This window comes from Acinetobacter sp. 24-47-64 (assembly GCF_057737055.1).
The window spans coordinates 959,681-984,456 of the sequence record NZ_CM173215.1 but is presented as its reverse complement, the minus strand read 5'-3'; the positions used below and the strand labels follow the sequence as shown (position 1 = coordinate 984,456).

The 24,776-nt window shown below is 39.5% G+C and carries 22 protein-coding genes; 7 read left to right on the top strand and 15 right to left on the bottom strand.

Going from position 1 to position 24,776, the window contains the following annotated elements; genetic code table 11:
• Window positions 1-25 precede the first annotated feature (25 nt).
• From rlmH to AC1M85_RS04710, 3 genes are all read left to right on the top strand, one after another.
• Window positions 26-508, top strand: a complete 483-nt coding sequence (gene rlmH / locus AC1M85_RS04720; RefSeq protein ID WP_035268469.1) for a 23S rRNA (pseudouridine(1915)-N(3))-methyltransferase RlmH — start codon at window positions 26-28, stop codon at window positions 506-508.
• Window positions 509-608: 100 nt separating this feature from the next.
• Entirely contained in the window at window positions 609-1,385 is a 777-nt protein-coding gene (locus AC1M85_RS04715) for a DODA-type extradiol aromatic ring-opening family dioxygenase (RefSeq protein ID WP_035268472.1), read from the top strand.
• Window positions 1,386-1,538: 153 nt separating this feature from the next.
• Entirely contained in the window at window positions 1,539-2,315 is a 777-nt protein-coding gene (locus tag AC1M85_RS04710) for a DUF4377 domain-containing protein (RefSeq protein WP_488213640.1), read from the top strand.
• Window positions 2,316-2,366: 51 nt separating this feature from the next.
• Here the strand turns inward: AC1M85_RS04710 and gdhA are convergent, their stop codons facing one another.
• Window positions 2,367-3,710, bottom strand: a complete 1,344-nt coding sequence (gene gdhA, locus AC1M85_RS04705) for an NADP-specific glutamate dehydrogenase (protein ID WP_488213639.1) — start codon at window positions 3,708-3,710, stop codon at window positions 2,367-2,369.
• Window positions 3,711-4,046: 336 nt separating this feature from the next.
• On the opposite strand from gdhA, the gene AC1M85_RS04700 reads away from it, so the two are divergent.
• Both AC1M85_RS04700 and nth read left to right on the top strand, forming a co-directional pair.
• Window positions 4,047-4,838 carry an RnfABCDGE type electron transport complex subunit B gene (locus AC1M85_RS04700; protein WP_488213638.1) on the top strand — a complete coding sequence of 264 codons (792 nt, stop codon included), beginning with the start codon at window positions 4,047-4,049 and terminating at the stop codon, window positions 4,836-4,838.
• On the top strand, window positions 4,839-5,540 hold the full coding sequence (gene nth, locus AC1M85_RS04695) for an endonuclease III (RefSeq protein ID WP_488213637.1): 702 nt from the start codon (window positions 4,839-4,841) through the stop codon (window positions 5,538-5,540).
• Here the strand turns inward: nth and AC1M85_RS04690 are convergent.
• The 4 genes from AC1M85_RS04690 to AC1M85_RS04675 all read right to left on the bottom strand — a co-directional run bounded on the left by AC1M85_RS04690 (window position 5,537) and on the right by AC1M85_RS04675 (window position 8,396).
• On the bottom strand, window positions 5,537-5,689 hold the full coding sequence (locus tag AC1M85_RS04690) for a hypothetical protein (RefSeq protein WP_171076785.1): 153 nt from the start codon (window positions 5,687-5,689) through the stop codon (window positions 5,537-5,539). The two genes, nth and AC1M85_RS04690, sit on opposite strands and share 4 nt — an antisense overlap.
• 75 nt (window positions 5,690-5,764) lie before the next feature.
• Entirely contained in the window at window positions 5,765-6,424 is a 660-nt protein-coding gene (gene adk, locus AC1M85_RS04685; protein WP_035268488.1) for an adenylate kinase, read from the bottom strand.
• A 75-nt stretch (window positions 6,425-6,499) separates the two neighbouring features.
• Window positions 6,500-7,816, bottom strand: coding sequence for a DUF445 domain-containing protein (locus AC1M85_RS04680; RefSeq protein ID WP_035268489.1), 1,317 nt, complete (start codon window positions 7,814-7,816; stop codon window positions 6,500-6,502).
• A 64-nt stretch (window positions 7,817-7,880) separates the two neighbouring features.
• Window positions 7,881-8,396 (bottom strand): hypothetical protein, encoded by a 516-nt coding sequence (locus tag AC1M85_RS04675; protein ID WP_035268492.1) that lies wholly within the window; start codon window positions 8,394-8,396, stop codon window positions 7,881-7,883.
• Between the two features lie 236 nt (window positions 8,397-8,632).
• Here AC1M85_RS04675 and mrdA point away from each other — a divergent pair, with 236 nt between their 5' ends.
• Window positions 8,633-10,741 carry a penicillin-binding protein 2 gene (mrdA, locus tag AC1M85_RS04670; RefSeq protein ID WP_488213636.1) on the top strand — a complete coding sequence of 703 codons (2,109 nt, stop codon included), beginning with the start codon at window positions 8,633-8,635 and terminating at the stop codon, window positions 10,739-10,741.
• Window positions 10,742-11,293 carry a 16S rRNA (guanine(966)-N(2))-methyltransferase RsmD gene (gene rsmD / locus AC1M85_RS04665; RefSeq protein ID WP_035268497.1) on the top strand — a complete coding sequence of 184 codons (552 nt, stop codon included), beginning with the start codon at window positions 10,742-10,744 and terminating at the stop codon, window positions 11,291-11,293.
• Between the two features lie 4 nt (window positions 11,294-11,297).
• Here the strand turns inward: rsmD and AC1M85_RS04660 are convergent, their stop codons facing one another.
• The 10 genes from AC1M85_RS04660 to sdhC all read right to left on the bottom strand — a co-directional run bounded on the left by AC1M85_RS04660 (window position 11,298) and on the right by sdhC (window position 23,775).
• Window positions 11,298-11,777, bottom strand: a complete 480-nt coding sequence (locus AC1M85_RS04660; protein WP_488213635.1) for a hypothetical protein — start codon at window positions 11,775-11,777, stop codon at window positions 11,298-11,300.
• Window positions 11,778-11,854: 77 nt separating this feature from the next.
• Window positions 11,855-12,745 carry a succinate--CoA ligase subunit alpha gene (gene sucD, locus AC1M85_RS04655; protein WP_488213634.1) on the bottom strand — a complete coding sequence of 297 codons (891 nt, stop codon included), beginning with the start codon at window positions 12,743-12,745 and terminating at the stop codon, window positions 11,855-11,857.
• A gap of 12 nt (window positions 12,746-12,757) precedes the next feature.
• The gene (sucC, locus tag AC1M85_RS04650) at window positions 12,758-13,924 is read right to left on the bottom strand and encodes an ADP-forming succinate--CoA ligase subunit beta (protein ID WP_035268500.1); all 1,167 of its coding nucleotides are present in this window, start codon (window positions 13,922-13,924) and stop codon (window positions 12,758-12,760) included.
• Between the two features lie 167 nt (window positions 13,925-14,091).
• The gene (gene lpdA / locus AC1M85_RS04645; RefSeq protein WP_035268502.1) at window positions 14,092-15,525 is read right to left on the bottom strand and encodes a dihydrolipoyl dehydrogenase; all 1,434 of its coding nucleotides are present in this window, start codon (window positions 15,523-15,525) and stop codon (window positions 14,092-14,094) included.
• A 60-nt stretch (window positions 15,526-15,585) separates the two neighbouring features.
• The gene (odhB, locus tag AC1M85_RS04640; RefSeq protein ID WP_092766828.1) at window positions 15,586-16,797 is read right to left on the bottom strand and encodes a 2-oxoglutarate dehydrogenase complex dihydrolipoyllysine-residue succinyltransferase; all 1,212 of its coding nucleotides are present in this window, start codon (window positions 16,795-16,797) and stop codon (window positions 15,586-15,588) included.
• Between the two features lie 17 nt (window positions 16,798-16,814).
• Complete coding sequence (locus AC1M85_RS04635) at window positions 16,815-19,637, bottom strand: 2-oxoglutarate dehydrogenase E1 component (protein WP_488213633.1); 2,823 nt, start codon at window positions 19,635-19,637, stop codon at window positions 16,815-16,817.
• 738 nt (window positions 19,638-20,375) lie between these two features.
• Window positions 20,376-21,086, bottom strand: coding sequence for a succinate dehydrogenase iron-sulfur subunit (locus AC1M85_RS04630; RefSeq protein ID WP_035268507.1), 711 nt, complete (start codon window positions 21,084-21,086; stop codon window positions 20,376-20,378).
• Between the two features lie 14 nt (window positions 21,087-21,100).
• A complete protein-coding gene (sdhA, locus tag AC1M85_RS04625) occupies window positions 21,101-22,999 on the bottom strand; it encodes a succinate dehydrogenase flavoprotein subunit (RefSeq protein WP_035268510.1) in 1,899 nt (632 codons plus the stop codon).
• Between the two features lie 12 nt (window positions 23,000-23,011).
• Complete coding sequence (gene sdhD / locus AC1M85_RS04620; protein ID WP_035268511.1) at window positions 23,012-23,377, bottom strand: succinate dehydrogenase, hydrophobic membrane anchor protein; 366 nt, start codon at window positions 23,375-23,377, stop codon at window positions 23,012-23,014.
• Entirely contained in the window at window positions 23,377-23,775 is a 399-nt protein-coding gene (sdhC, locus tag AC1M85_RS04615; protein WP_179997761.1) for a succinate dehydrogenase, cytochrome b556 subunit, read from the bottom strand. The genes sdhD and sdhC overlap by 1 nt, the downstream gene beginning before the upstream one ends.
• Window positions 23,776-24,776 lie beyond the last annotated feature (1,001 nt).

Here is a 24,776-nt window from a genome sequence, read left to right as displayed (position 1 = left end):
GTGAAACTTCTAGTGACACATTTTCATGAAAATTCGTATCTTGACCATTGGTCAAAAAATGCCAGCATGGGTTCTTACTGGTTTTGAAGATTATTTCAAAAGAATTCAACCTTTTGTACAAACTCAAATTGTTGAGCTTCCTATGGCGAAACGCGGAAAGAATGACTCTGAAGCTGATATTTTAAAATACCGTAATATCGAAGGCGATAGCATTTTAAATGCACTGAAAGGAAATGAACTTTTAATTGCACTTGAAGTGGGAGGAAAAGAGTTTAGTACAGAAAAATTAGCTGAAACCATGAAAGGTTGGATGCTTGAAGGGAATGATGTTGTGCTCGCGATTGGTGGACCTGATGGACATTCTGATGCAGTTCGTAAAGCTGCTGCTTGGCACTGGTCTTTATCTAAATTAACGCTACCCCACCCTATGGTTCGCATTCTGTTAATTGAACAACTTTACCGTGCCATGAGCATTAATCATAACCATCCGTACCATCGTGCTGGATAATCGTTCCGAATTTGCAACATGATGTTCAAATTTAAATGGTTACTCTGACTTCTAAAATTTGCGATGATCACCTCATACATCTAAGAATGGAACCAACCTCATGACTATTCAAACGCTACCTGGCTTATTCATCTCACATGGCTCTCCAATGCTGGCTTTGAATCCTGAACAGGTTGGTCCAGCTTTACATCGCTTGAGTCTCAATTTGCCCAAACCTAGAGCGATAATCGTCATGTCTGCGCATTGGGAAAGCAATGCACTCGAAGTAAGTACGGGGACTAGACCTGAAACATGGCACGATTTTCGAGGTTTCCCAGATGCACTCTATGAAATTCGCTATCCTGCCCCTGGTGCTCCAGATGTTGCTGAACAAGTTTTAAATTTATTCGCTGAGGCACAAATTACTGCACATGCCAATAGTACGCGACCTCGTGATCATGGCGTATGGATGCCTTTATTACATATGTATCCAGAAGCTGATATCCCCGTAGTCGAAATCTCTTTACCCATGACGATGTCTGCTGAAGAGATATTTAAAATTGGTCAAGCTCTCGCTCCATTAAGAGATCAGCAAATATTATTAATTGGCTCGGGAAGCATTACTCATAATTTAAGAGAGCTTGCTTGGCATGGTGAAACGAGTGAAGTTCCAGAATGGGCATCAACTTTTAGAAACTACGTGGTGCAGCAGCTCACTCATTCGGATTATCCTGCTATTTTAGCGTGGAATACGATTCCTTTTGTTCATCGTAACCACCCTACGATAGAACACTTTGCACCTTTATTTTTCTCTATGGGCACTGGTGATCGTTTTAGCATTGTACATAGTAGTTTTACCATGGGTGCTTTAGGAATGGATATTTATCGCTTTGATTGAGAGAAAATAAAATATCATTTTTTAAATGACCATCACGAAATAATCATCGATCAATGGATACATTTTGATACTGAAAAGTGCAGAATGTATCCATAATTTTTTAGATCTCCTGCGTTATCCTTCCTCGGATCAATACAATTTAGAAAGCTTGTTATGAAATTAAAATTAATTACCTTGGCTATTTTGCCTATCACACTTGCTGCGTGTCAGACTTCCGATCTACAAAAAGCTGGGGATTTAGCTGTGTCTGTGCTTCAACAACAAAATGCTGATCAAACTCTCGCTGCATACCAATGGCAAGCCAATCCACAAAATGCGCCTCAACCAATCACTTTAAACTTCACCGCTGATAAAAAACTTTCAATTCATACGAGCTGCAATACTTTATTTGGCGGGTTTGAGCTAAAAAACAATACTATCGTAGCTGCTCAACTTGCATCTACCATGAAGGGATGCAATGGTTTGGCTGCCGAACAAGAACACTTTGCTGGGAATCTATTTTCCCAAGCTGCTGTTCCTTTCGTGCTTAATTTAAATGATCGTGATAATCCAACGTTGACTTTGGTACAGCCGAATGGTGAAAAGATTATCTTCACGGGTAAAATGACACCTGAAACCAAATACAAAACTCAAGGTGAAACCATATTTCTTGAAATTTCGCCAGAAACTAAACAATGTACTGGTGTAGCTCCCCAAACTTGTCTACAAGTCAGAGAAATAAAATACAACGATAGTGGTATTAAAACGCAAGTCGATAAAGACTGGACTTTATTCTACGATCAAATTGAAGGTTTTTCACATAGTCCGAATGAACGTCAAATCATTCGTGTAAAACGTTATGAAATTAAAAATCCTGCTGCAGATCAATCAAAGTATGCTTATATTTTTGATATGGCTGTAGAGCGTGAAGCTGTAAAAGGTTCTTTATAAAGAATAAAAAACCGAGGCTAAGCCTCGGTTTTTTTATTTTTGAATATATTCTTAGAATACACCCTGAGCTAACATCGCATCAGCAACTTTTACGAAACCAGCAATGTTCGCACCATCTACATAATTCACAGTACCATCTTCTTGAGTACCGAATTTTACGCAGTTACGGTGAATTTCTTTCATGATTGCATGTAAACGCTCATCTACTTCTTCGAAAGACCAACCTAAACGAAGCGCATTTTGAGACATTTCAAGACCAGAAGTTGCAACACCACCAGCATTGGATGCCTTACCTGGAGCATATAGAATTTTTGCATCAACGAATTTTTCAACTGCAGCAAGTGTAGAAGGCATATTTGCGCCTTCAGCTACGCAGATCACACCATTTGCAAGCAATTTATCCGCATCATCAGCATCTAATTCATTTTGTGTTGCACATGGAAGTGCGATATCACACTTAATACCCCAAGGACGTTGCCCTTCAAGATATTCAAAACCATTCTTCGCTGCAAACTCAGAGATACGACCACGTTGAACGTTTTTAAGCTCCATTACTTCAGCTAAAAGCTCTGGAGTTAAACCGTCTTTAATGTATACAGTACCAGCTGAATCTGAAAGTGAAACAACTTTTGCGCCCAAATACATTGCTTTGTCAGCAGCAAACTGTGCAACGTTACCCGAACCAGAGATTGTAACTACCTTGTCTTTGAAACTGTCGTTACGAGTCTTAAGCATTTCCTCAGCGAAATACACTGTACCGTAACCAGTTGCTTCAGGGCGCGCTAGTGAACCACCAAAAGTTAAACCCTTACCTGTAAATACGCATGAAGTGTCATTGCTGAGCTTCTTCATCATACCCGCCATGTAACCAACTTCGCGGCCACCAACACCAATATCACCCGCAGGAATATCTGTGTCAGATCCTAAGTGACGGTATAACTCGATCATGAGTGCTTGGCAGAAACGCATGATTTCGCCTTCTGATTTACCTTTAGGGTCAAAATCAGAACCACCTTTACCACCACCCATTGGTAGTGTAGTTAACGCATTTTTGAAAGTCTGTTCAAAACCTAAGAATTTTAGGATTGAAAGGTTCACTGAAGGGTGGAAACGCATACCACCTTTGAATGGACCAATTGCTGAGTTGTACTGAACACGGAACGCACGGTTAACGTGTGTTTGACCTTGATCATCAACCCAAGAAACGCGGAATTGAATCGCACGTTCAGGTTCAACTAAACGTTCTAATAAACCATGAGCTGCATACTTAGGGTTCTTTTCAATAAAAGGCCATAAGCTTGTCATCACCTCTTCAACAGCTTGAAGAAATTCTGGTTGATGTGCATCACGTTTTTTAACGTAGTCTAGGAAGTCGTTAAGGCTGTTGTATTTCAACGCTTAATCCTCAGCAGAAAATGGATCAAAATTGGTCAAAATTTCAATATATTGATAAGTTTTGGCGCAAAGTATTAAATATCTTTTACAGGCACTGTACAATAGTTTTCATAATTTTTTTTAATATTTTTTTAATTTCAATTACTTAATTATAGTATTTAATAATTTTAAATTATCAAATTCATTACTTTTAATTATGAATTAATGCTTATTCGGCGCTTTTATTGCGCGATAAATGACCCATAACAGCGCACCCCAAACTAACACTAATCATGTTAAAATCATTCATATTTCGCACCTATGATCTCCTTTTCGCTTGATTAAGTTTTAACGTACATGCACGCACAAATCTCATTGATACAACAAGTTGATGCTTTCCTACCTCAAACCCAATGTGGTCTATGTGGCCACCGTGATGGTTGTTTACCTTATGCTAAAGCTATTGTAGAAGGAGAAGACGCGAATAAATGTGTCCCTGGCGGTCAACCTGTTGCTGACGCAATTGCTCACTTACTGAATCGCCCTAAGCTTAAAGCTGAAGAAAGCGTTTGGCCAATTCAATTTGATGGTCGCCCACAGCGTATGAAAGCGATCATACGTGAAGACGAGTGTATTGGTTGCACTAAATGCATCAGTGCTTGCCCTGTAGATGCCATCATTGGATCAGGAAAGTTAATGCATACTGTGTTAACTGATCTTTGTACTGGATGCGAATTATGTATACCACCTTGTCCAGTTGACTGTATCGATCTTGTTGAAGATTTACAGCCCATACCAAATGAGCAAGCCCGCATCCTAGAACAAAATGATCTTAGAAATCGTTATTATGCTCATATTCAACGTGAGGAAAATCGCAGTCTTCATCGCAAAGGTCCTGTCGTTAAAGCTGAAATTGATACTGCGCTTTTTGCTCAATTTTCAAAACAATTACAATCAGTACCTACTATTCAAACGATAAAAAAAACAGCGCTTCATAAGACATTAGATGCAAAATCTACAATCGAACTTGCCAAATTACGTACACAAATTAAAAAGCTTGAAAAACAACTTGCTGTACGTGAGAGTGTCGATAAGCAAGAGCAACTCAATACTTTATATGAAAAACTCAATTCAATTGAGGGTGTTTAAATGAACGTTAAAACACCTAAAACTGTAAAAAAGATGACAAAAAACCAAATTCAAATTTTTTTTGAAAGATTAAGAGCTCAACGCCCAAACCCTAAAACAGAGCTGAATTATTCTTCACCCTTTGAGTTGTTAGTTGCTGTGACCTTATCAGCACAAGCTACTGATGTAAGCGTAAATAAGGCCACAGATAAGCTTTTCCCTGTAGCAAACACACCTGAAGCAATCTATGCCTTAGGTGTAGAAGGATTAAAATCTTATATTAAAACAATAGGTCTCTATAACTCTAAAGCTGAAAATGTCATCAAAGCTTGTGAAATATTGATTAAACAACACAACAGTACTGTTCCTAACAACCGTGCTGATTTAGAAGCACTTCCGGGCGTAGGTCGAAAAACTGCAAATGTGGTATTAAATACCGCTTTTGGTCAACCAACCATGGCCGTTGATACCCACATCTTTCGATTAGGTAATCGTACTGGACTTGCGGTAGGAAAAAATGTACTCGAAGTTGAACACCGTCTAGTTAAAGTGATTCCAAAAGAGTTTATTGTAGACGCTCATCATTGGTTAATTTTACATGGACGTTATTGCTGTATTGCGCGGAAGCCAAAGTGCAATGAGTGTGTTGTGAGTGATGTGTGCAACTGGCCTGAACGTTTCGAATATGGAGCGACAAGACAGATCGATTTAAAACAGGTTTAACGATCAAGAGATTTTTTTTGATCTTTTTTCTCTTTATCTAATTTCATCTGTTTTTGACTATCGCGAAGTAATTTAAAACTTATAAATACCAAAAAAGACAATACTGCCAAGCATGCAAGCATCAATAAAATAATGGCAATATTTTGCACTTGTTTACCTTCACATCATAAAAAAGAAGCCCTAATATGACTTAGGGCTTCTTTTTTGTCAAAGCTGAATAATGGTTATTTAGTTTGATCTAAAATTGCAAAAAGTTCTTTTTGAACTTCTTCAATAGGACGAAGTCCATTCAACTTATCATACGTTGGCGCATTTTCACCTGAAGCTGCACGCCCTTGGTAAAAGCCAACCAACTGTTCAGTTTCAGTATGATACGAACCTAAGCGCTTACGAATTGTTTCTTCTTGGTCATCTGGACGCTGAACTAAATCTTCACCAGTTTCATCATCTTTGCCTTCCACTTTTGGTGGGTTGTAGACGATATGATAAACACGACCTGATGCTGGATGTTGGCGACGACCCGATAAGCGTTTAACGATTTCTTCATCAGGCACATCAATTTCGATCACGTGATCAATATCAATGCCTTCTTTTTCCAAAGCTTCAGCTTGAGGAATCGTACGAGGGAAACCATCAAAGATACAACCATTTGCACAATCTGGTTGTGCAATACGCTCTTTAACCAGACCAATAATCAGTTCGTCAGAAACTAGACCACCATTGTCCATTACAGATTTTGCCTGTAGACCGAGTTCAGTTCCTTCACGAATTGCAGCACGGAGCATATCACCGGTTGAAATTTGTGGGACATTGTAGCGCTTGCAGATCAACTGAGCTTGAGTACCTTTACCTGCTCCAGGTGGTCCGAGTAATATAATGCGCATAAATAAACATCCTCATTTTAACTATATCGACGATACTTGGTTAATGTCTTTGGTAGGCACCAATCCAGCATCTATTTATAAGAAAGCCACAAATAAATGAATCAGACCCGCGAAGAAACCTGTTACCCCACCTAGCACAATTAAGATCCATTCGTCTTCCTGGAATGCAGGACGTAATAGATTTTGAAACTCGCGCGGCGTTAATTCACGGATACGTTCTTTAAACATTTGATAGATTTTCTGTGCGCGGCTCGCATTAAAAGCTGGGTCGCATACAGGCACCATCGTAATTTCAATTGAGCGATCGATCAAGTCTGTCTTGAGTTTTGCATACTCTTTTGGACCTAAAGATAGCTGTAATGATGTACGAACCAATGGTGTTTCCATGATTTCATTGATATGACGTTTAACAATACGGCGTGTTTTGTCTTTTTTTCCACCATACATCATTTCCATCATAATAGATTTCAATGTAATCAAATCTTCAGTCACTACACGGGCAAATACATCAGATACTTCTTCTTGGCGCTTCATAAACGCACCTTGAATATTATAAGAACCAATGCGTGGAATGACAGGTTTTATCCAAGGGAATTTACGATCTTTCGTTAATTCAAAGAATTGTGGATAACGTATATAGTGTGGTTCAACTGGATTAAATACCATCCAAATTGCAATCCAATTTGTTAAAAAGCCCCAAATTGCTGCCCAGAATGGTACAGTCCAATGCCAAGGCACCACAAACCAAACGATCATTTGGAAGATACCGAAGAACATACCGATTAATGCACTGATATGCCAAATGAAGTTAATTTCTTTTTGACCCACTTTTAGGAACATATTGACCATCAATTGACGGTCGCCTTCCATTTGACTCACTACCATCGCACGCATATCCACGAGCGACTCAACATTTAAAGTTAATTCGGTTACGAGCTCTTTCAAAACATTTGGAAGTTGCTTATGTGCTTGCGCATAAATACGTCTCTTGATTGAGTAAGGTAAGTTTTCCCATAGAACCGCATTGCGATCCATCATCACTTCATCAATTAAGTGCTCTAACTCAAAGCCAACCTGTTCACCAATGATACGAGCAGTATCCTCGGGATCCATCGCATCTAAGAACTCTCGTAAGGAGCCAAGTTTTGATAGTGTATTGTCGGTAATAATACCCGATATACGTCCTGCCTTACGTGGAACAATTCCTTGCCATCCCACCGGAAGCGGACCTAAGTGAAAACCCCAAAACTTAATTGGATAAAACACCATCTTGAGTGCCATCCAGACGTGAGCCCAAGTCACAAATGCGGTTACTGGGATAATACTCAGTACTGCATAAAAATCAGGTCGATTGACGAAGGCTTGCCACAAATCACTCACATATCCAAACATTCATGACTCTCATATTCATATATCTAATTGCAGTCGAACTTGAGGTATAAAACCATAAAGCTTTCTAAAATCCTACACTTAAGGTGTAAGCAAACTGTAGTTCTGGTTTAGTTTCAAAAATCACTTGGTTTCCTTGCGTGATTTCCTCTCCTGCTTTTATCCCTACACTAAATGTACTAATTCTTTCTTTATTCAGCATGACATAAGATAAATCTATACCACCACCGAGTTGAGATTCCTTTTCACCATTGACTGTTTTTGATTTTAGATGACCAGCAAATGCACCTAAATAAAATCCATTTAAGTCCTTAGTTCCGAGAATTATTGGGTAACGAAAACCGACTTGAGCACCCACATCGTGGTCGTCATTTAAGAAAGCGCCAAGCTTTCCGTATCCAATACCGTATGGAGTGACGTATTCTAAATTCCCATGCGCTAACCGTTGTGTAACACCAGCACCCACATTTATTTTAGAAAATTGTTCTGGTTTCAATTTTGCTTCAGGATAAAACGATGAAAAATCTGCGTATGCTAAATTCCCTACCCACATCATGACAGCAAAGGAAACGATTTTTCTCATTATTTTCTCCATTTTCTCAAACTGAGAACAATATTATTATTCATCCATAGTGATTCGACTTTAACAGAATAATTTTCGTTCTTATATACAACAAGCTTTAAAATTAGTGTCTATTTGGTCAAATTTTAATTTTTATAACATACGAACTATTTATTAATTTTACAAATTTTATAGTCAATCTGAGTTAAAATACTTTGATATAAAGTCAGCTTTTACCCGCAAAAAAGTAAAGATCTATGAAGCAGCAGTTCCCACTGAAGAATGTACAACAAGAAAAGCGAATTTTTCGTAGTCGAGTGGTGTTTGCTATTTGCGTGGTAATCTTTTTTTTACTTGTTCTATTGTCTCGATATGCTTATTTGCAAATTGTGCATTACGACCAGTTTAAAGATGCATCGGACAAAAACCGAATTCGTTTACAACCGATTTCCCCTGCCCGCGGTTATATTTTTGATCGTAACGGCATTCTACTGGCTGACAATTATCCAGTTTTTACGGCTACATTAAGTAAAGCGGATGTGCCTGATATTGAAGACACGGTAGAACGCCTTAGAAAGATTATTGACTTAAGCGAAGAAGACATTGAACGCTTCATGAGTCGTGTAAAAACCGCAAAAAAGACTGAACGTGTAACGCTTAAACTAAACTTAACTGAAACAGATATCGCTAAATTTAGCGAAGTAAAGTTTAAATTTCCTGGTGTTTCCATTGAAACCCAAATGACGCGTTATTACCCACATGGTGAATTATTTGCCCATGTTATTGGGTATGTCGGTCGTATTAATGATAAAGAACTTAAAAGCATTGATAAAGATGCTTACGCAGGCACCAACCTGATCGGTAAAATTGGCGTAGAAAAATTTTACGAAGACCTGTTGCATGGTTCACCTGGCTTTGAATCTATTGAGACAGATGCATTTGGTAATGTCTTACGGAAATTAGGGCGTAAAGATTCTGTACGCGGTAATGACCTCTATTTATCACTTGATTATGGTCTCCAAACAGTAGCTGCTGAGCAACTTGCGGGGCGTCGTGGTGCAATTGTTGCAATGGATCCACGTACAGGTGAAATTTTGGCACTCGTTTCGAGTCCGAGTTTCAACCCCAATTTATTCGTGACTGGTATCAGTCATACAGACTATAGTTCGCTGCGTGACAATTTAGATCAGCCGTTGTATAACCGCGCAGTTCAAGGGACCTATCCACCAGGTTCTACCATTAAGCCTATGGCTGCATTAGGGGGTATTCACTACGGTATTGTCGATTGGTCAACTGCTATTTCAGATCCAGGTTATTTCCACTTACCAGGAGACTCTCACAAATTCCGCGACTGGAAAAAAACAGGGCATGGTGTAGTCAATATGCATAAATCCATTGTTGTCTCTTGTGATACTTACTATTACGTTCTTTCTTACCAGATGGGGATTGATCGTATGAACACATGGATGCGTCAGTTTGGATTTGGTGAGAAAACGGGTGTAGACCTTCCTAGCGAAAGCACAGGCTTGTATCCTTCGCCAGAATGGAAAATGCGAACTCGCAATTCTAAATGGCTCAAAGGTGAAACAATCTCAGTCAGTATTGGGCAAGGTGCATTCACTTCTACCCCTTTACAACTCGCGATGGCAACTGCAATTACCGCAAATCATGGCGCCCATGTTACACCGCATGTATTGCGTGAAACCAAAGGAACAAAGCAATTCAAAGTCCACAATGCACCAGATTATAAAATTGCCTTCAATGGTACTGATGAAGATTGGATTAAGATGCGTGATGCCATGGTGGATGTGATCCAATCTGGAACAGGTAAAGGGATTCGTGGTGGACTGCAATATCAAATTGCGGGTAAAACAGGTACCGCTCAGGTCAAGAGTATTGCGCAAGGTAAAAAGTATAACGAAGCTTTATTAACTGAACGTCAACTCGATCACGGCTTATTTGTAGGCTTCGCCCCTGCCGACAACCCAGAAATAGCGATTGCAGTGATATGGGAAAATGGTCGTGGAGGTTCAGGAGCAACCGCGCTCGCACGTCCTGTATTAGATTATTGGTTACTCCATCGTGATCGTAAGCCAATAAAGCCGATGAATCATGTTGTCAGCGGCGGCTTAATGACAGCAGGCATTAAGCCTGGTGAATTACCTAGCGGATCTACTAATTTGTCAGCCGATCCAAATGCACTTCCTCGTGAACTCCAAACATCACGTAACAGCAACAGTGCAACGAATGCAACGAATGCAACGAATGCAACGAATGCAACGAATGCAACGAATGCAACGAATGCAACGAATGCAACGAATGCAACGAATGCAAACACTGACACTCAACGTAACACGAGTCAATAAATGAAAAATCAACTCCGCATCATTGGTGGTGAATGGAAACGCCGTGTATTACCTTTTGCCACTATTGAGGGTTTAAGACCAACACCAGATCGTGTACGCGAAACTTTATTTAATTGGTTAATGTGGGATATTCAACAAGCGCAGGTGCTAGATGTTTGCGCTGGATCTGGTGCATTAGGTTTTGAAGCGCTATCTCGAGGGGCAGCTCATGTCACGATGATCGAACCTAATTTAGAGCAAAATAAATTTTTAAAATCAAACTTAGCCCTTTTAAATGTGAATAATGCAAAACTGATTCAAAGCACTGCCCAAATCGCGCTAAAACAACTCTCAAACAATCAATTCGATGTAGTTTTTTTAGATCCTCCCTATAGTTTAAATCTTTGGGAGGAGTTGGCTTCATTGATTGACCCAAAACTCAAAGCAGATGCATTTATTTATGTCGAAGCTGATCAACCATTGTCATCACTTAATCTACCTTCTTCATGGCACCTCATAAAAGAAACCAAAGCTGGAACAGTTAAATCAGGCCTTTATCGAAAAATAGATTAGACATTTAAAATGTCTGATTCCAAAAAATCCGAATCAATCTGCCTCGATCGTAGGGAAACGAGGATAAAAACTCGTACCCTATCGTTTGATTCTGTTTCAGCAAATACTCAACACCATATCCAAACGTAATGCTTAATTGTCCCAGATTTGATAAGTCAAAATGACCTGTATCAAGTTTATTCTTCAATTCATTCCGATCAAAAGCCGTGAAATTAAAAAATTGAATACGTTCGGATTGAAAAATTGAATGCGTCAATACATCAAATCTCGAATATTCTTTCTCATTTAATTCTGCAATCTTGGTCTGTTCACTATTTAAATCTTCTATGGCAGGCTCATAGTGAAGTTCTTGCTGAGCTTCAAAAAAATTAAAAATGAGATTTTGATCATTCGTATTTTCATCATGATCCAAGGAATTCGCGTGAACAGCAGAAATTGAAAAAAACATCAAAGCTTGTAAATAAAGTTTTAAATTTTGAATCATATTAATTTTACGTTTCTATATCTTATTATTATGCATGAAAAAAAGCCTCCACTCAGGAGGCTTTTTTACTTAAAGCATTAAGCTAGACCTTTTTCTTTAAGTACTTCTAGCATCGTTGAACCAAGTTCAGCTGGGCTACGTGTATATACCATTCCAGCACGTTCAAACGCAGCGAATTTTTCTTCTGCCGTGCCTTTACCACCTGAAATAATAGCACCAGCATGACCCATTCGCTTACCTTTCGGTGCAGTCACACCAGCAATATAACCAACAACAGGTTTGGTCACATTTGATTGGATATATTCTGCCGCTTCTTCTTCAGCCGTACCACCAATCTCACCAATCATAATAATTGCATCTGTGTCTGGATCATCTTGGAACAGTTTCAAAGCATCAATCTGATTCATACCAGGGATTGGATCTCCACCAATACCAATACACGTTGATTGACCTAATCCTAACTTCGTAGTTTGTGCAACAGCTTCATAGGTCAACGTACCAGAACGCGAAATAATACCGATTCGTCCTGGCTGATGAATATGTCCTGGCATAATACCAATCTTACATTCACCCGGCGTGATAACACCTGGACAGTTTGGACCCACTAAGCGAGTGCCATTTCCATTGGTTTCTAGATAGCGTTTCGCTTTCAGCATATCAATGGTTGGTACACCTTCAGTGATAACAACAATCAGTCCAACGCCAGAGTCAACTGCTTCAACGATAGAATCCAATACAAATGGTGCAGGAACGTAAATGACCGATGCATCAGCACCAGTCTCTTTCACTGCATCTTTCATTGTATTGAATACAGGTAGATTTAAATGAGTTTGACCGCCTTTACCTGGAGTAACACCGCCCACAACCTTAGTACCATAAGCCAAAGCTTGTTCTGAGTGGAATGTACCATTTTTACCCGTAAAGCCTTGTACCAATACTTTAGTGTCTTTATTAATTAATACGCTCATGATTGATACTCCTTATGCTTTTACTGCAGCAACAATTTTTTCTGCGGCATCAGATAAGCCGTTTGCAGAAATTAGTTTAAGACCAGATTCATCAAGTAATTTTGCACCTAGTTCTGCATTATTCCCTTCTAAGCGAACAACAACAGGCACTGTTACATTTACTTCTTGAACTGCTGCAATAATTGCTTCAGCAATCATGTCACAACGCACAATACCACCGAAGATATTGATCAGCACACCTTGTACTGACTGATCCGCTAAAATGATCTTGAATGCTTCAATTACACGCTCTTTGGTTGCGCCACCACCTACATCCAAGAAGTTTGCTGGTTGACCACCATAGAGTTTAATGATGTCCATGGTTGCCATTGCAAGACCTGCTCCATTCACCATACAACCAATATTACCTTCTAAAGCAACATAGTTAAGGTCAAACTCAGATGCCTTGAGCTCACGCTCATTTTCTTGCGATTTATCTCTTAAAGCAGAAACTTCTGGCAAACGATATAAAGCATTCGAATCAATACCGACCTTGGCATCAACACACAAAATTTCACCATTTTCACGGACTGACAATGGATTAATTTCAAACAATGCGAAATCATTTTCTACGAACGCTTGATAAGCTGCAGACATAATTTTAACAAATTGATTAATCTGTTTATCTTTCAGCTCTAAAGCAAAAGCGACTTCACGAGCTTGGAAAGGAAGTAAGCCAACCAATGGATCTACTTCAACTTTAATAATTTTTTCTGGAGTTTCTTCAGCGACTTTTTCAATTTCGACACCACCTTCAGTAGAAGCCATGAAAGTAATACGACGTGATGAACGATCAACAACTGCGCCTAAATACAATTCACGCTCAACTGGATAGACATCTTCTGCAACGAGTACACTGTTAACTGGTTGCCCATTTGCATCCGTTTGATATGTAACTAAACGAGTACCAATAATTTGCGAAGCATATTCTTTTGCTTCATCAGCTGACTTAACGACTTTAACGCCGCCAGCTTTTCCACGCCCACCGGCATGTACTTGTGCTTTCATAACAGCGAATTTGCCGCCTAGCTGTTCAAATGCTTTTACTGCTTCCTCTGCATTTGTAGCGATGATGCCTTCCTGAACTGGCATACCATATTTTTTTAACAGCGATTTCGCCTGATACTCGTGTAAATTCATTGTTTTACCTTTTACTACTTTTCACTTTTTATGACACACCAATATTTAAACTTCCTTCGCAATAAATATTGGCATTTATTAAATTTAGTATTCTATTTTTAGATGATTATTCAAACAAAAACAACCACCAAATGCAAAAAGAGCGGCCTCAGCCGCTCTTTTTTGTGTTATTTACGTTTACGCTGAATCGCGTGAATTGCTCGCCCATCTACTGCTAGCGCAGCCTCATGAACTACTTCAGAGAATGTCGGGTGACCAAATGTCATTAATTGAAGATCTTCAACGCTTGATACAAATTCAAGTGCGATCATGCCTTGGTGAACGATATCGGACGCAGCAGGTCCAATCACGTGCATACCAAGCAAACGATCCGTTTTAGCGTCAGCAACAAATTTCACGAAACCAGCATTTTCTCCAGCTGCCATCGCACGACCATTCGCTGCGAAACCAAATTGACCTGTTTTAACTTCGTGACCTTTTTCTTTAGCTTGTTCTTCTGTTAAACCAACCCACGCCGCTTCAGGGTGTGTATAAATCACAGAAATAATCGTGTCATAGTTCACTTGAGCTGCGTGACCATGAATACGTTCAACAGCCATTACGCCTTCTTCCATTGCTTTATGTGCAAGCATTGGACCACGTACTAAGTCACCAATTGCATATACACCTTCAACAGAAGTTGCACACCAATCATTTACTTCAACCAAACCACGTTCAGTAAGTTTAATGCCAGAATCTTCTGCTAATAAACCTTCTGCATACGCTTTACGACCCACGCAAACGATCAATTTGTCGAAAGTCTGAGTTTTGTCTTCGCCACCTTGAGTGTACTTGACTGTCACTTCACGACCATTTATTTCTGTACCAGCTACTTTTGCGCCAACACGAATATCAAGACCTTGCTTAGTTAATACTTTTTGGTAATCTTTTGCCAAAGCTTTATCAGCCATTGGTAAAAATGCATCCATTGCTTCAAAAACAACAACTTCTGCACCCAAACGACGCCATACTGATCCAAGTTCAAGACCAATTACACCTGCACCAATTACACCTAAACGCTTAGGTACTTCTTGGAATTCAAGCGCGCCAGTAGAATCAACGATAAGATCTTGATCTACAGGAGCAACAGGAATATTTACAGGAACAGAACCAGAGGCAAGAATGACATATTTAGGTTCTAAAATTTGAGTTTCACCTTCATGTGGAACAAACTCAACTTTTTTACCAGCTAATAATTTACCTGTACCCTGCAACCATTCAATGCCGTTACCTTTCAACAGGCCATCAATACCCATTGTAAGTTGGTTAACGATTTTATCTTTACGAGCAAGTAATTTTTGAAGATCGAATTTCACTTCGCCCGTTGTAATACCATGATCATCTAAATGATGAACAGTATCTTCATAACGATGTGAAGAGTCTAAAAGTGCTTTAGATGGGATACAACCCACGTTCAAGCAAGTACCACCTAATGATGGTTTTCCTTTATGAATACGCTTTTCAATACACGCAACTTTGAAACCCAGTTGTGCTGCACGAATAGCAGCTTCATAACCACCTGGACCACCGCCGATTACTACTAAATCAAATTGTTGAGACATTCTTCTCTCCAAAAATGGGCCTAGAGGATCGCTCTAAGCCCATGGATTTATTCTTTAGAATTAAAGATCAAGGATAAGTTTAGCTGGTTCTTCTAACAATTCTTTGATTGTTACAAGGAAACCTACTGCTTCTTTACCATCAATTAAACGGTGGTCATAAGAAAGCGCTAAATACATCATTGGTAAGATTTCAACTTGACCATTTACCGCCATTGGACGCTCTTGGATTTTATGCATACCCAAAATTGCAGTTTGTGGCGTATTTAAAATTGGTGTTGAAAGCAATGAACCGAAAGTACCACCATTAGTGATCGTGAATGTACCACCTGTCATGTCTTCAATGCCGAGCTTACCATCACGTGCTTTGAATGCGTAATCACGAATACCATTTTCAACTTCAGCATAGTTCATGCGATCAGTATCACGTAATACTGGTACTACTAAACCACGGTCAGAAGATACCGCTACACCGATGTCATAGTAACCGTGATAAACGATATCATCACCATCAATCGAAGCATTTACAGCTGGGTAGCGTTTAAGTGCTTCAGTTGCAGCTTTAACAAAGAATGACATAAAGCCTAAACGAGCACCATGACGCTTTTCAAAAGCATCTTTGTACTGAGCGCGCATGTCCATGATTGGCTTCATGTTGACTTCGTTGAACGTCGTTAACATTGCTGTTTCTTGCGTTGCAGCAAGTAAACGCTCAGCCACACGCTTACGAAGACGTGTCATAGGAACACGTTTTTCAATACGTTCACCTACAGCTACGCTTAATGGTGCAGCAGCAGGTTTAGATTGGTGATTCGCCACATCTTCTTTAGTGATACGGCCACCACGACCTGTACCTGAAACTTCTGATGCATTAATACCAGTTTCAGTTAATGCCTTACGAACAGCTGGAGCTTGGTCTTGAACAGGAGCTTGAGCACGTTCAACAACAGGAGCAGCACCCGCTTCTGTAGCAGCAGCAGCTTGCTCAACTTTCTCTTCAGATTGAACAGCTTGAGTTTGAGAAGCACCTGAAACAGCACCTGCTTCAAATGTAGCAATTACTTCATCAGAAAGAACTGTGTCGCCTTCACCTTTGATGATATTTGCAATCGTACCATCTGCAGGAGCAACAACTTCAAGTACAACTTTATCCGTTTCGATATCACAGATCACTTCGTCACGTGATACCGCTTCACCTGGTTGTTTGTGCCAAGTTGCAATTGTTCCGTCTGCAACTGACTCTGGGAATACCGGTGCTTTAATTTCGGTTGCCATTCTTAAGATTCTCCTGATTATTCTGCTACGATCGCAAGCGCTTCGTTAACGAGTTGTGCTTGTTGTTTTGCATGTAAATATGGTGAGCCACAAGCCGGTGCAGCAGATGCTTCACGTCCTGCATAGCTGATTTGAATTTGTTGACCTGACTTCATAACACCTTCGTATAAACGTGGTGCGATGAATAACCATGCGCCTTGGTTCTTCGGTTCTTCTTGCGCCCAAACAAGCTCTTTCATATTTGGATATTGTGCAAGTACTTCCGCTAAACGTGCTTCTGGATATGGGTACAATTGTTCAACACGAACAATAGCAGTGTTGTTCAATTCATTTTCACGACGTTTTTCAAGTAAATCGTAATAAACCTTACCACCGCAAAGCACTACACGAGTCACATCCAATTTATTAATGTTATCAACTTCATCAATCACGGTTTGGAAAGTACCGTTCGCCAATTCATCAAGATTAGATACCGCTAATTTGTGACGTAATAATGACTTTGGAGACATGATAATCATTGGTTTACGAATTGGGCGAATCGCCTGACGACGTAAAGCATGGAAAATCTGTGCAGGAGTTGTAGGCGTCATCACTTGCATGTTTTCTTCAGCACATAGCTGTAAGAAACGCTCTAAACGTGCAGATGAGTGTTCTGGGCCTTGACCTTCAAAACCATGTGGAAGAAGCATCGTTAAACCACAAACGCGCTCCCACTTTGTCTCACCAGAAGCAATGAATTGGTCAATAACAACTTGAGCACAGTTCGCGAAGTCACCAAATTGTGCTTCCCAAATAATTAAGCTCTTAGGTAGAGTTGTTGCATAACCATATTCGAATGCCAATACTGCCATTTCAGACAATAATGAGTCATAAATCGCTGTACGCGGTTGATTTTCTTTAATATGGCAAAGTGGAATATACGTCGAACCGTCTACTTGGTTATGAAGCTTCGCATGACGATGCGAGAATGTACCACGACCAACATCTTCACCAGTTAAACGAACAAGATAACCCTCGTCCAATAACGAAGCATAAGCTAGAGTCTCAGCTGCACCCCAGTTCAATGGCATTTCACCAGTTTGCATTTTAAGACGATCATCGATCACCTTAGAAACTTGACGCTGCATCACGAAGCCTTCAGGAAGCTCACGCATTTTGCGACCAAGTTCTTTTAAACGCTCTTCAGGGAAAGTAGTATCCCAAACGTCAGTGTATTCGTGACCTAAGTATGGCGTCCAGTCAACGAACATTTTTTTATTCGGTTCAAGTACAAGTGCATTCGCAACATGTTTACCTGCTTCTAAATCAGCACGGTAATCTTCGATCATCTGATCTGCAGTCGCACGATCAATTACACCTTCTTGTACTAATTTGTCAGCATATAATGCACGAGTCGTCGTTTTCTTATTAATGACTTGATACATCATTGGCTGAGTTGCTGCTGGCTCATCTGCTTCATTGTGACCGCGACGACGGTAACAGAACATATCGATAACAACGTCTTTACGGAAAGTATGACGGAAATCATGTGCAAGTTGAGCTACAAACAATACAGCTTCAGGATCATCACCATTCACATGGAAGATTGGTGCCTGAATCATTTTCGCGATATCAGTACAGTATTCAGTAGAACGTGCATCACGTGGATCTGATGTTGTAAAACCAACTTGGTTATTGACAACAATATGAACTGTACCACCTACCGTATAACCACGTGTTTGTGACATTTGGAAGGTTTCTTGGTTCACACCTTGACCAGCAAATGCAGCATCACCATGTACGATTACTGGTAATACGTCATCACCACCAATGTCTTTACGACGAACTTGACGAGCACGTACTGAACCTTCAACTACAGGCCCTACGATTTCTAAGTGTGATGGGTTAAATGCCAATGCCAAATGAACTTCGCCACCTGGAGTCATTACGTTTGACGAGAAACCTTGGTGATACTTAACGTCACCAGAACCTTTCTTGTGAAGTGATTTACCTTCAAATTCACCGAAAAGATCTGCTGGGTTTTTACCCATGATATTGACAAGCAAGTTGAGACGACCACGGTGTGGCATACCGATCACAACTTCTTTACATCCCACAGAACCTGCGCGTTGAATAACAGCATCAACCATCGGAATGAAAGATTCACCGCCTTCCACACCAAAGCGCTTAGCACCAACATACTTATTGCCTAAGTATTTCTCTAAGCCTTCAGCTGCAGTTAAACGTTCAAGAACATGTTTCTTTTGTTCTGCTGAAAAACCAAATTGACCTTTCACACCTTCAAGACGTTGTTGAATCCAACGTTTCTCTTTAGTGTCAACAATGTGCATATATTCAACACCAATAGAAGCGCAATACGTCGCCTCCATCGCATTGACCATTTCACCTAAAGTTGCTTCAGTTTTGCCAATTGCAAGATTACCTGTATTGAATACAGTATCTACGTCAGATTTGGTTAAACCATGAGCCGCTAGATCAAGATCAGGCACTTCTTCTCGTTTTGCCAAACCTAATGGATCTAATTTTGCTTTTTGATGACCGCGGTTACGGTATGCAGCGATTAATTGTAATACGCCAATCTGACGACGCTCGTGCTCAGAACTAACTGAACTTTGAACGACAGGCTGAATACGGTTTGAGTTACGACCCAATAAAAGGAATTGCTCACGTACATTGCTGTGTGGTTGATCCCCTTTTGGGAACTTACCAAAGTATTCTTGCCAATCAGCACCGACTGATTCTGGAGCAACTAAATACTGCTCATAAAGTTCTTCAATATACGCTGCACTGTCAGCGGAAAGTTCAGTGTCAAGACGCAATGCGTCAGCAACTTCTTGCATTTGTGGACCCATTTCCTATTGCAAAACATTACAGGGAGCTTTCTAAGCTCGCCCATGATTGATAATGCCAAATCGGTAAATTGACATTCACCCATCTGGTACAAAAGACCATGGGGCGTATAGCATTAGAGAGTTTCTAATACCAATGACGAATCATAACGCCCTCATTGGCATCATCACTCATCTTTATACTCGATAAAATTACCGAGCAATTTTTGCAAATTGACTTAGAAAAAAATAAAAATATTAGTCTTTTCTAAAGCAACTTTTCAATTTGATTATCCCTGCTTTCAGCTTAACACCAAACCACCAAAATGTTGATTTAATGTACAGATTGAATAATATTCATGCTAAAAATTTTGTTCAAATCCTACCATGAACTTCACTTCAAACTGATTTTATTGACACATACCATTCATAAATTAGCTAAATACAACTATAAACCATTGAGATAATATAAGGTGCATTTAGATAAATTCTATTAAAATTCATAATTATTAGACTAAAGCCTAAAATTATAGATTTAAATACATGCAACTTGGATCATAAAACCGATATCTTAACATTTTAAAAAGATATTTGCAGATGCAAAACGTTTTCATTTATCCCTAAAGTGCATATTTTTTTATGATTGGGGCAAATCTAACCACTTCAACCAAAATATCTCGAAAACTAAATTTAACATCAAGTTTTGATTAAAAAAAAAGCACACCTAAGTGTGCTTTTTTTGGAACAGCATTATCCAGCTTGATCTAACAACATGCTACGAATGTGACCAATCGCTTTTGTTGGATTTAGACCTTTAGGGCATACTGATACACAGTTCATGATACCTTTACAACGGAATAAACTGAAAGGATCGTCTAAACGAGCCAAACGGTCTTGAGTAGCAGTATCACGCGAATCAATAATGAAACGATATGCATTCAACAATGCTGAAGGACCCAAGAATTTATCAGGGTTCCACCAGAATGATGGGCAAGACGTTGAACAACATGCACAAAGAATACATTCATACAAACCATCAAGATGCTCACGCTCTTCTGGAGATTGTAAACGCTCTTTAGGTGGTGCAGGTTGATTATTAATCAAGAACGGTTGAATTTTGTCGTACTGATCATAGAACTGATTCATGTCTACAACCAAGTCTTTGATTACTGGAAGACCTGGTAATGGACGAATAGTAATTACTTCTGGCAAATCGTTTAGGTTCCAAAGACACGCTAAACCATTTTTACCATTGATGTTTACACCATCTGAACCACAAATACCTTCACGGCATGAACGACGGAACGTTAAAGTTTCGTCTTGAACTTTCAATGCAAGTAGCGCATCAAGCAACATACGGTGCTTATCAGTCAACTCAAGCTTGAATGTTTGCATGTACGGTGCTTTATCCTTATCAGGATCGTAGCGGTAGATATTAAATGTACGAGTACCTCTACTCATCTTACTTCTCCCAATTAGAATGTACGTGGTTTAGGTGGAATAGCATCAACTGATAAAGGCTTGTAACGTACTGGCTTGTACTCAAGACGGTTATCAGCAGAGAACCATAAAGTATGCTTCATCCACTCATCATCACGACGGCCGTAAGGATATGCTGGATGATCTGGAGATTCTTCAAAATCTACAACAGTATGCGCACCACGACATTCTTTACGTGCAGCTGCAGAGATTAAGGTTGCTTTTGCAACTTCGTATAAGTTTTCCACTTCAAGTGCTTCAATACGCGCAGTATTAAATACTTTTGATTTGTCTTTTAAGTGGATATTACGGATACGAGGCTCAAGTGCAAGAATCTCTTTCACACCTTTTTCAAGAAGTTCAGTTGTACGGAATACACCTGCATGATCTTGAACGATATCGCGAATTGCATCAGCAACTTCTTGCGCATTCTCACCAGAAGTTGACTCATCTAAGCGACGGATACGCTCGACAGTTTGCTGAAGCACAGTTGTTGGAAGCGGCGCATATTCATCACCGTGATGCTTAGTCACATAGTCAATGATATGTTCGCCAGCAGCTTTACCAAATACAACTAAGTCAAGCAATGAGTTTGTACCTAAACGGTTAGCACCGTGTACAGACACACATGAACATTCGCCAATCGCATAGAAACCTTTCACTGGTTTAGTGAAATTGCGATCCGCAGCATTGGTAGAATAAGTATCGCTGTCTTTGTCGTAATGTGCTTCTAGCGGAGTAGTTTCACGCGATTCAGGAACAACAACTTGACCATGAATGTTAGTTGGAATACCACCCATTTGGTAATGGATTGTTGGCACAACAGGAATTGGCTCTTTTGTGATGTCAACGTTCGCGAACTTCTTACCAATCTCAAATACAGATGGAAGACGTTTCATGATCGTATCAGCACCCAAGTGCGTCATATCAAGAAGGATATAATCACCTTTAGGACCACAACCACGGCCTTCTTTGATCTCTTGGTCCATAGAGCGTGATACGAAGTCACGTGGTGCTAAGTCTTTCAAAGTTGGAGCATAACGCTCCATGAACGGTTCGCCGTCTTTGTTACGAAGGATTGCACCTTCACCACGACAACCTTCAGTTAACAATACGCCTGCGCCTGCAACACCCGTTGGGTGGAATTGCCAGAATTCCATATCTTGTAATGGAATACCTGCACGAGCAGCCATACCAAGACCGTCACCAGTGTTGATATATGCGTTTGTAGATGCGCGGTAAACACGACCAGCACCACCCGTTGCGAACAATGTTGCTTTCGCTTGGAATACTGCAATTTTACCTGTTTCTTGGTCAATTGCTGTAACACCAAGTACATCACCTGCTTCATTACGGATCAAATCAAGCGCGATCCATTCTACGAAGAATTGTGTACCCATTTTCACATTGCTTTGATAAAGCGTGTGAAGAAGTGCGTGACCTGTACGGTCGGCAGCAGCACAAGCACGAGGAACAGCTTTTTCACCATAGTTCGCAGAGTGACCACCGAATGGACGTTGGTAAATTGTGCCGTCAGCGTTACGATCAAATGGCATACCTAGATGTTCAAGTTCATATACAACTTGTGGCGCTTCACGAGTCATAAACTCAATTGCGTCTTGGTCACCTAACCAGTCAGAACCTTTTACTGTGTCATAGAAATGGTAGTGCCAGTTATCTTCTTGCATGTTACCAAGAGAAGCACCAATACCACCCTGTGCAGCTACAGTGTGAGAACGCGTTGGGAATACTTTAGTCAATACCGCAACTTTCAAACCAGCTTGAGCAAGTTGGTAAGAAGCACGCATACCAGAACCACCACCACCAACGATGACAGCATCGAAAGTTTCGTGTGGAATATTTGTATAATCTTCTTTAGGGTTTATAGCGCCCATGATTGTTTCCTATCAATTCGCCCAAAAAATCTGGATTGCCCAGATCGCATATGCAAATACAGCAATAATAACTGCTGAAGTCAGTACAAGGCGTAAACCTGATGCTGATGGACCCATTTGACGAGTCGTCACATAGTCAGTGAATACTTGCCACATACCAATCCATGCGTGCGCAACAAGAGATAAGACTGCCAATAAAGATAAAATCTTCATCGGTAATGTCATCATAAAGCCGTACCACTGTTCGAAGTTGAAACCACCATTACAAAGGATCCAACCAAACACCACAACAGTATAAACAGCTAAAACTACAGCACTTACACGCTGGATAAACCAATCGCGAGAACCTGAACCCGTTAAACCAGTAGCACTTTTCATTAGAGTACGATCCATACAAATGATGCAACGATACCAATTGCAGATAAAATTAATGCGATTGTTGCTGCTACACGACCACTTTGTAACTCTTCAGCGATACCCATATCAGCAAGCAAATGCTTGATACCTGCGATGAAGTGGTAGATTAAGCCAGCGACAAATACCCATACGATGAAGCGCACGATAAAGCTATCAAAAATAGCTTGAACTTGTGCAAAGCCCTCAGGAGAAGACAATGATTTGTCTAAGATCCATAAAAGAACTGGTACGAGTAAAAATACGATGACACCTGAAAGACGGTGTAAAATAGATGCAATAGCCACAGGGGATTTTAAGTTTACGTCTAAAACTTGACCCATGGACAAATTGACAGGTCTGTTGCTTTTCACAGCGGGCATCCTGTAGTTAAAAACTCCATCCGGAGTTTGTTGGAATTAATTCGAAGGAAAGCTGGCATTTGTTAGACAAATAAATTGTCTAAACCTTTATACGACACGGAATTATAAAACGTGCAATTTCAAATTACAAACCTACGAAGCAGGCGTCAACCATAAAATATTTTTAAATAAGAATCATTTACATCTACTTTCTTACAGTTAAGTCATCTCTCCATTTAAATACAAACACTAAGCCATTAATATTTATATCAATTTATTTTAATTTAGTGTTACTGAACTCAAATGTTCGATTTGTCTTAATTAGACTAAAGCACAACTCACTACAAAAATATATTTTTTTAAGAAATATAATATTTATTTTATTTTTCAAAAACTTAAAGAAAATTAATTCTCAAATAATTTGTACTTTTAAAACTAATTAGAAAAATGAATATTGCTCACATGGTCATTGTTTTTTTATCTAATTGAATTGAGTAATTTCAAATGTAAAAAAGGATAAAAATCATATGTACTTATAAATTAATTACAAAATGAACTTCATTTTCTAATGTTGAGCTCATCACTTAAAATGTAATGAAACATCATAAATTAGACACTTTTTAATCAATTAGTAAATAAAGTGAAAAAAAATATTTCATTGTCATTATTGGTCTATTTATTCAGTCTATCATCTTAAAAAAACAGACAAATTCTATAAACAATCGCTTTTCACAACCTTTAACATATTGATAAAAGGTATTAATAATCAAGCATTACTTGGTTTAAATCATCAAAATATGCACGTTTTTGTCTTTTTTTTTATGCCACTACCGTTGAAATTGTCTTATTATACGGCGGCGCTAGTGAAAAGCAGATAAATTCCTACTGATTAACTGAGTTTAGAACCAGTCACTTTAGGTCGTCATTTTTATCCATAAGTATAATTGACAATTTTTGACTACTCACTAAGCTTAGAGCAAATTTTGAAACCGTCTAACTCACGGATTACAACAGATTATTTC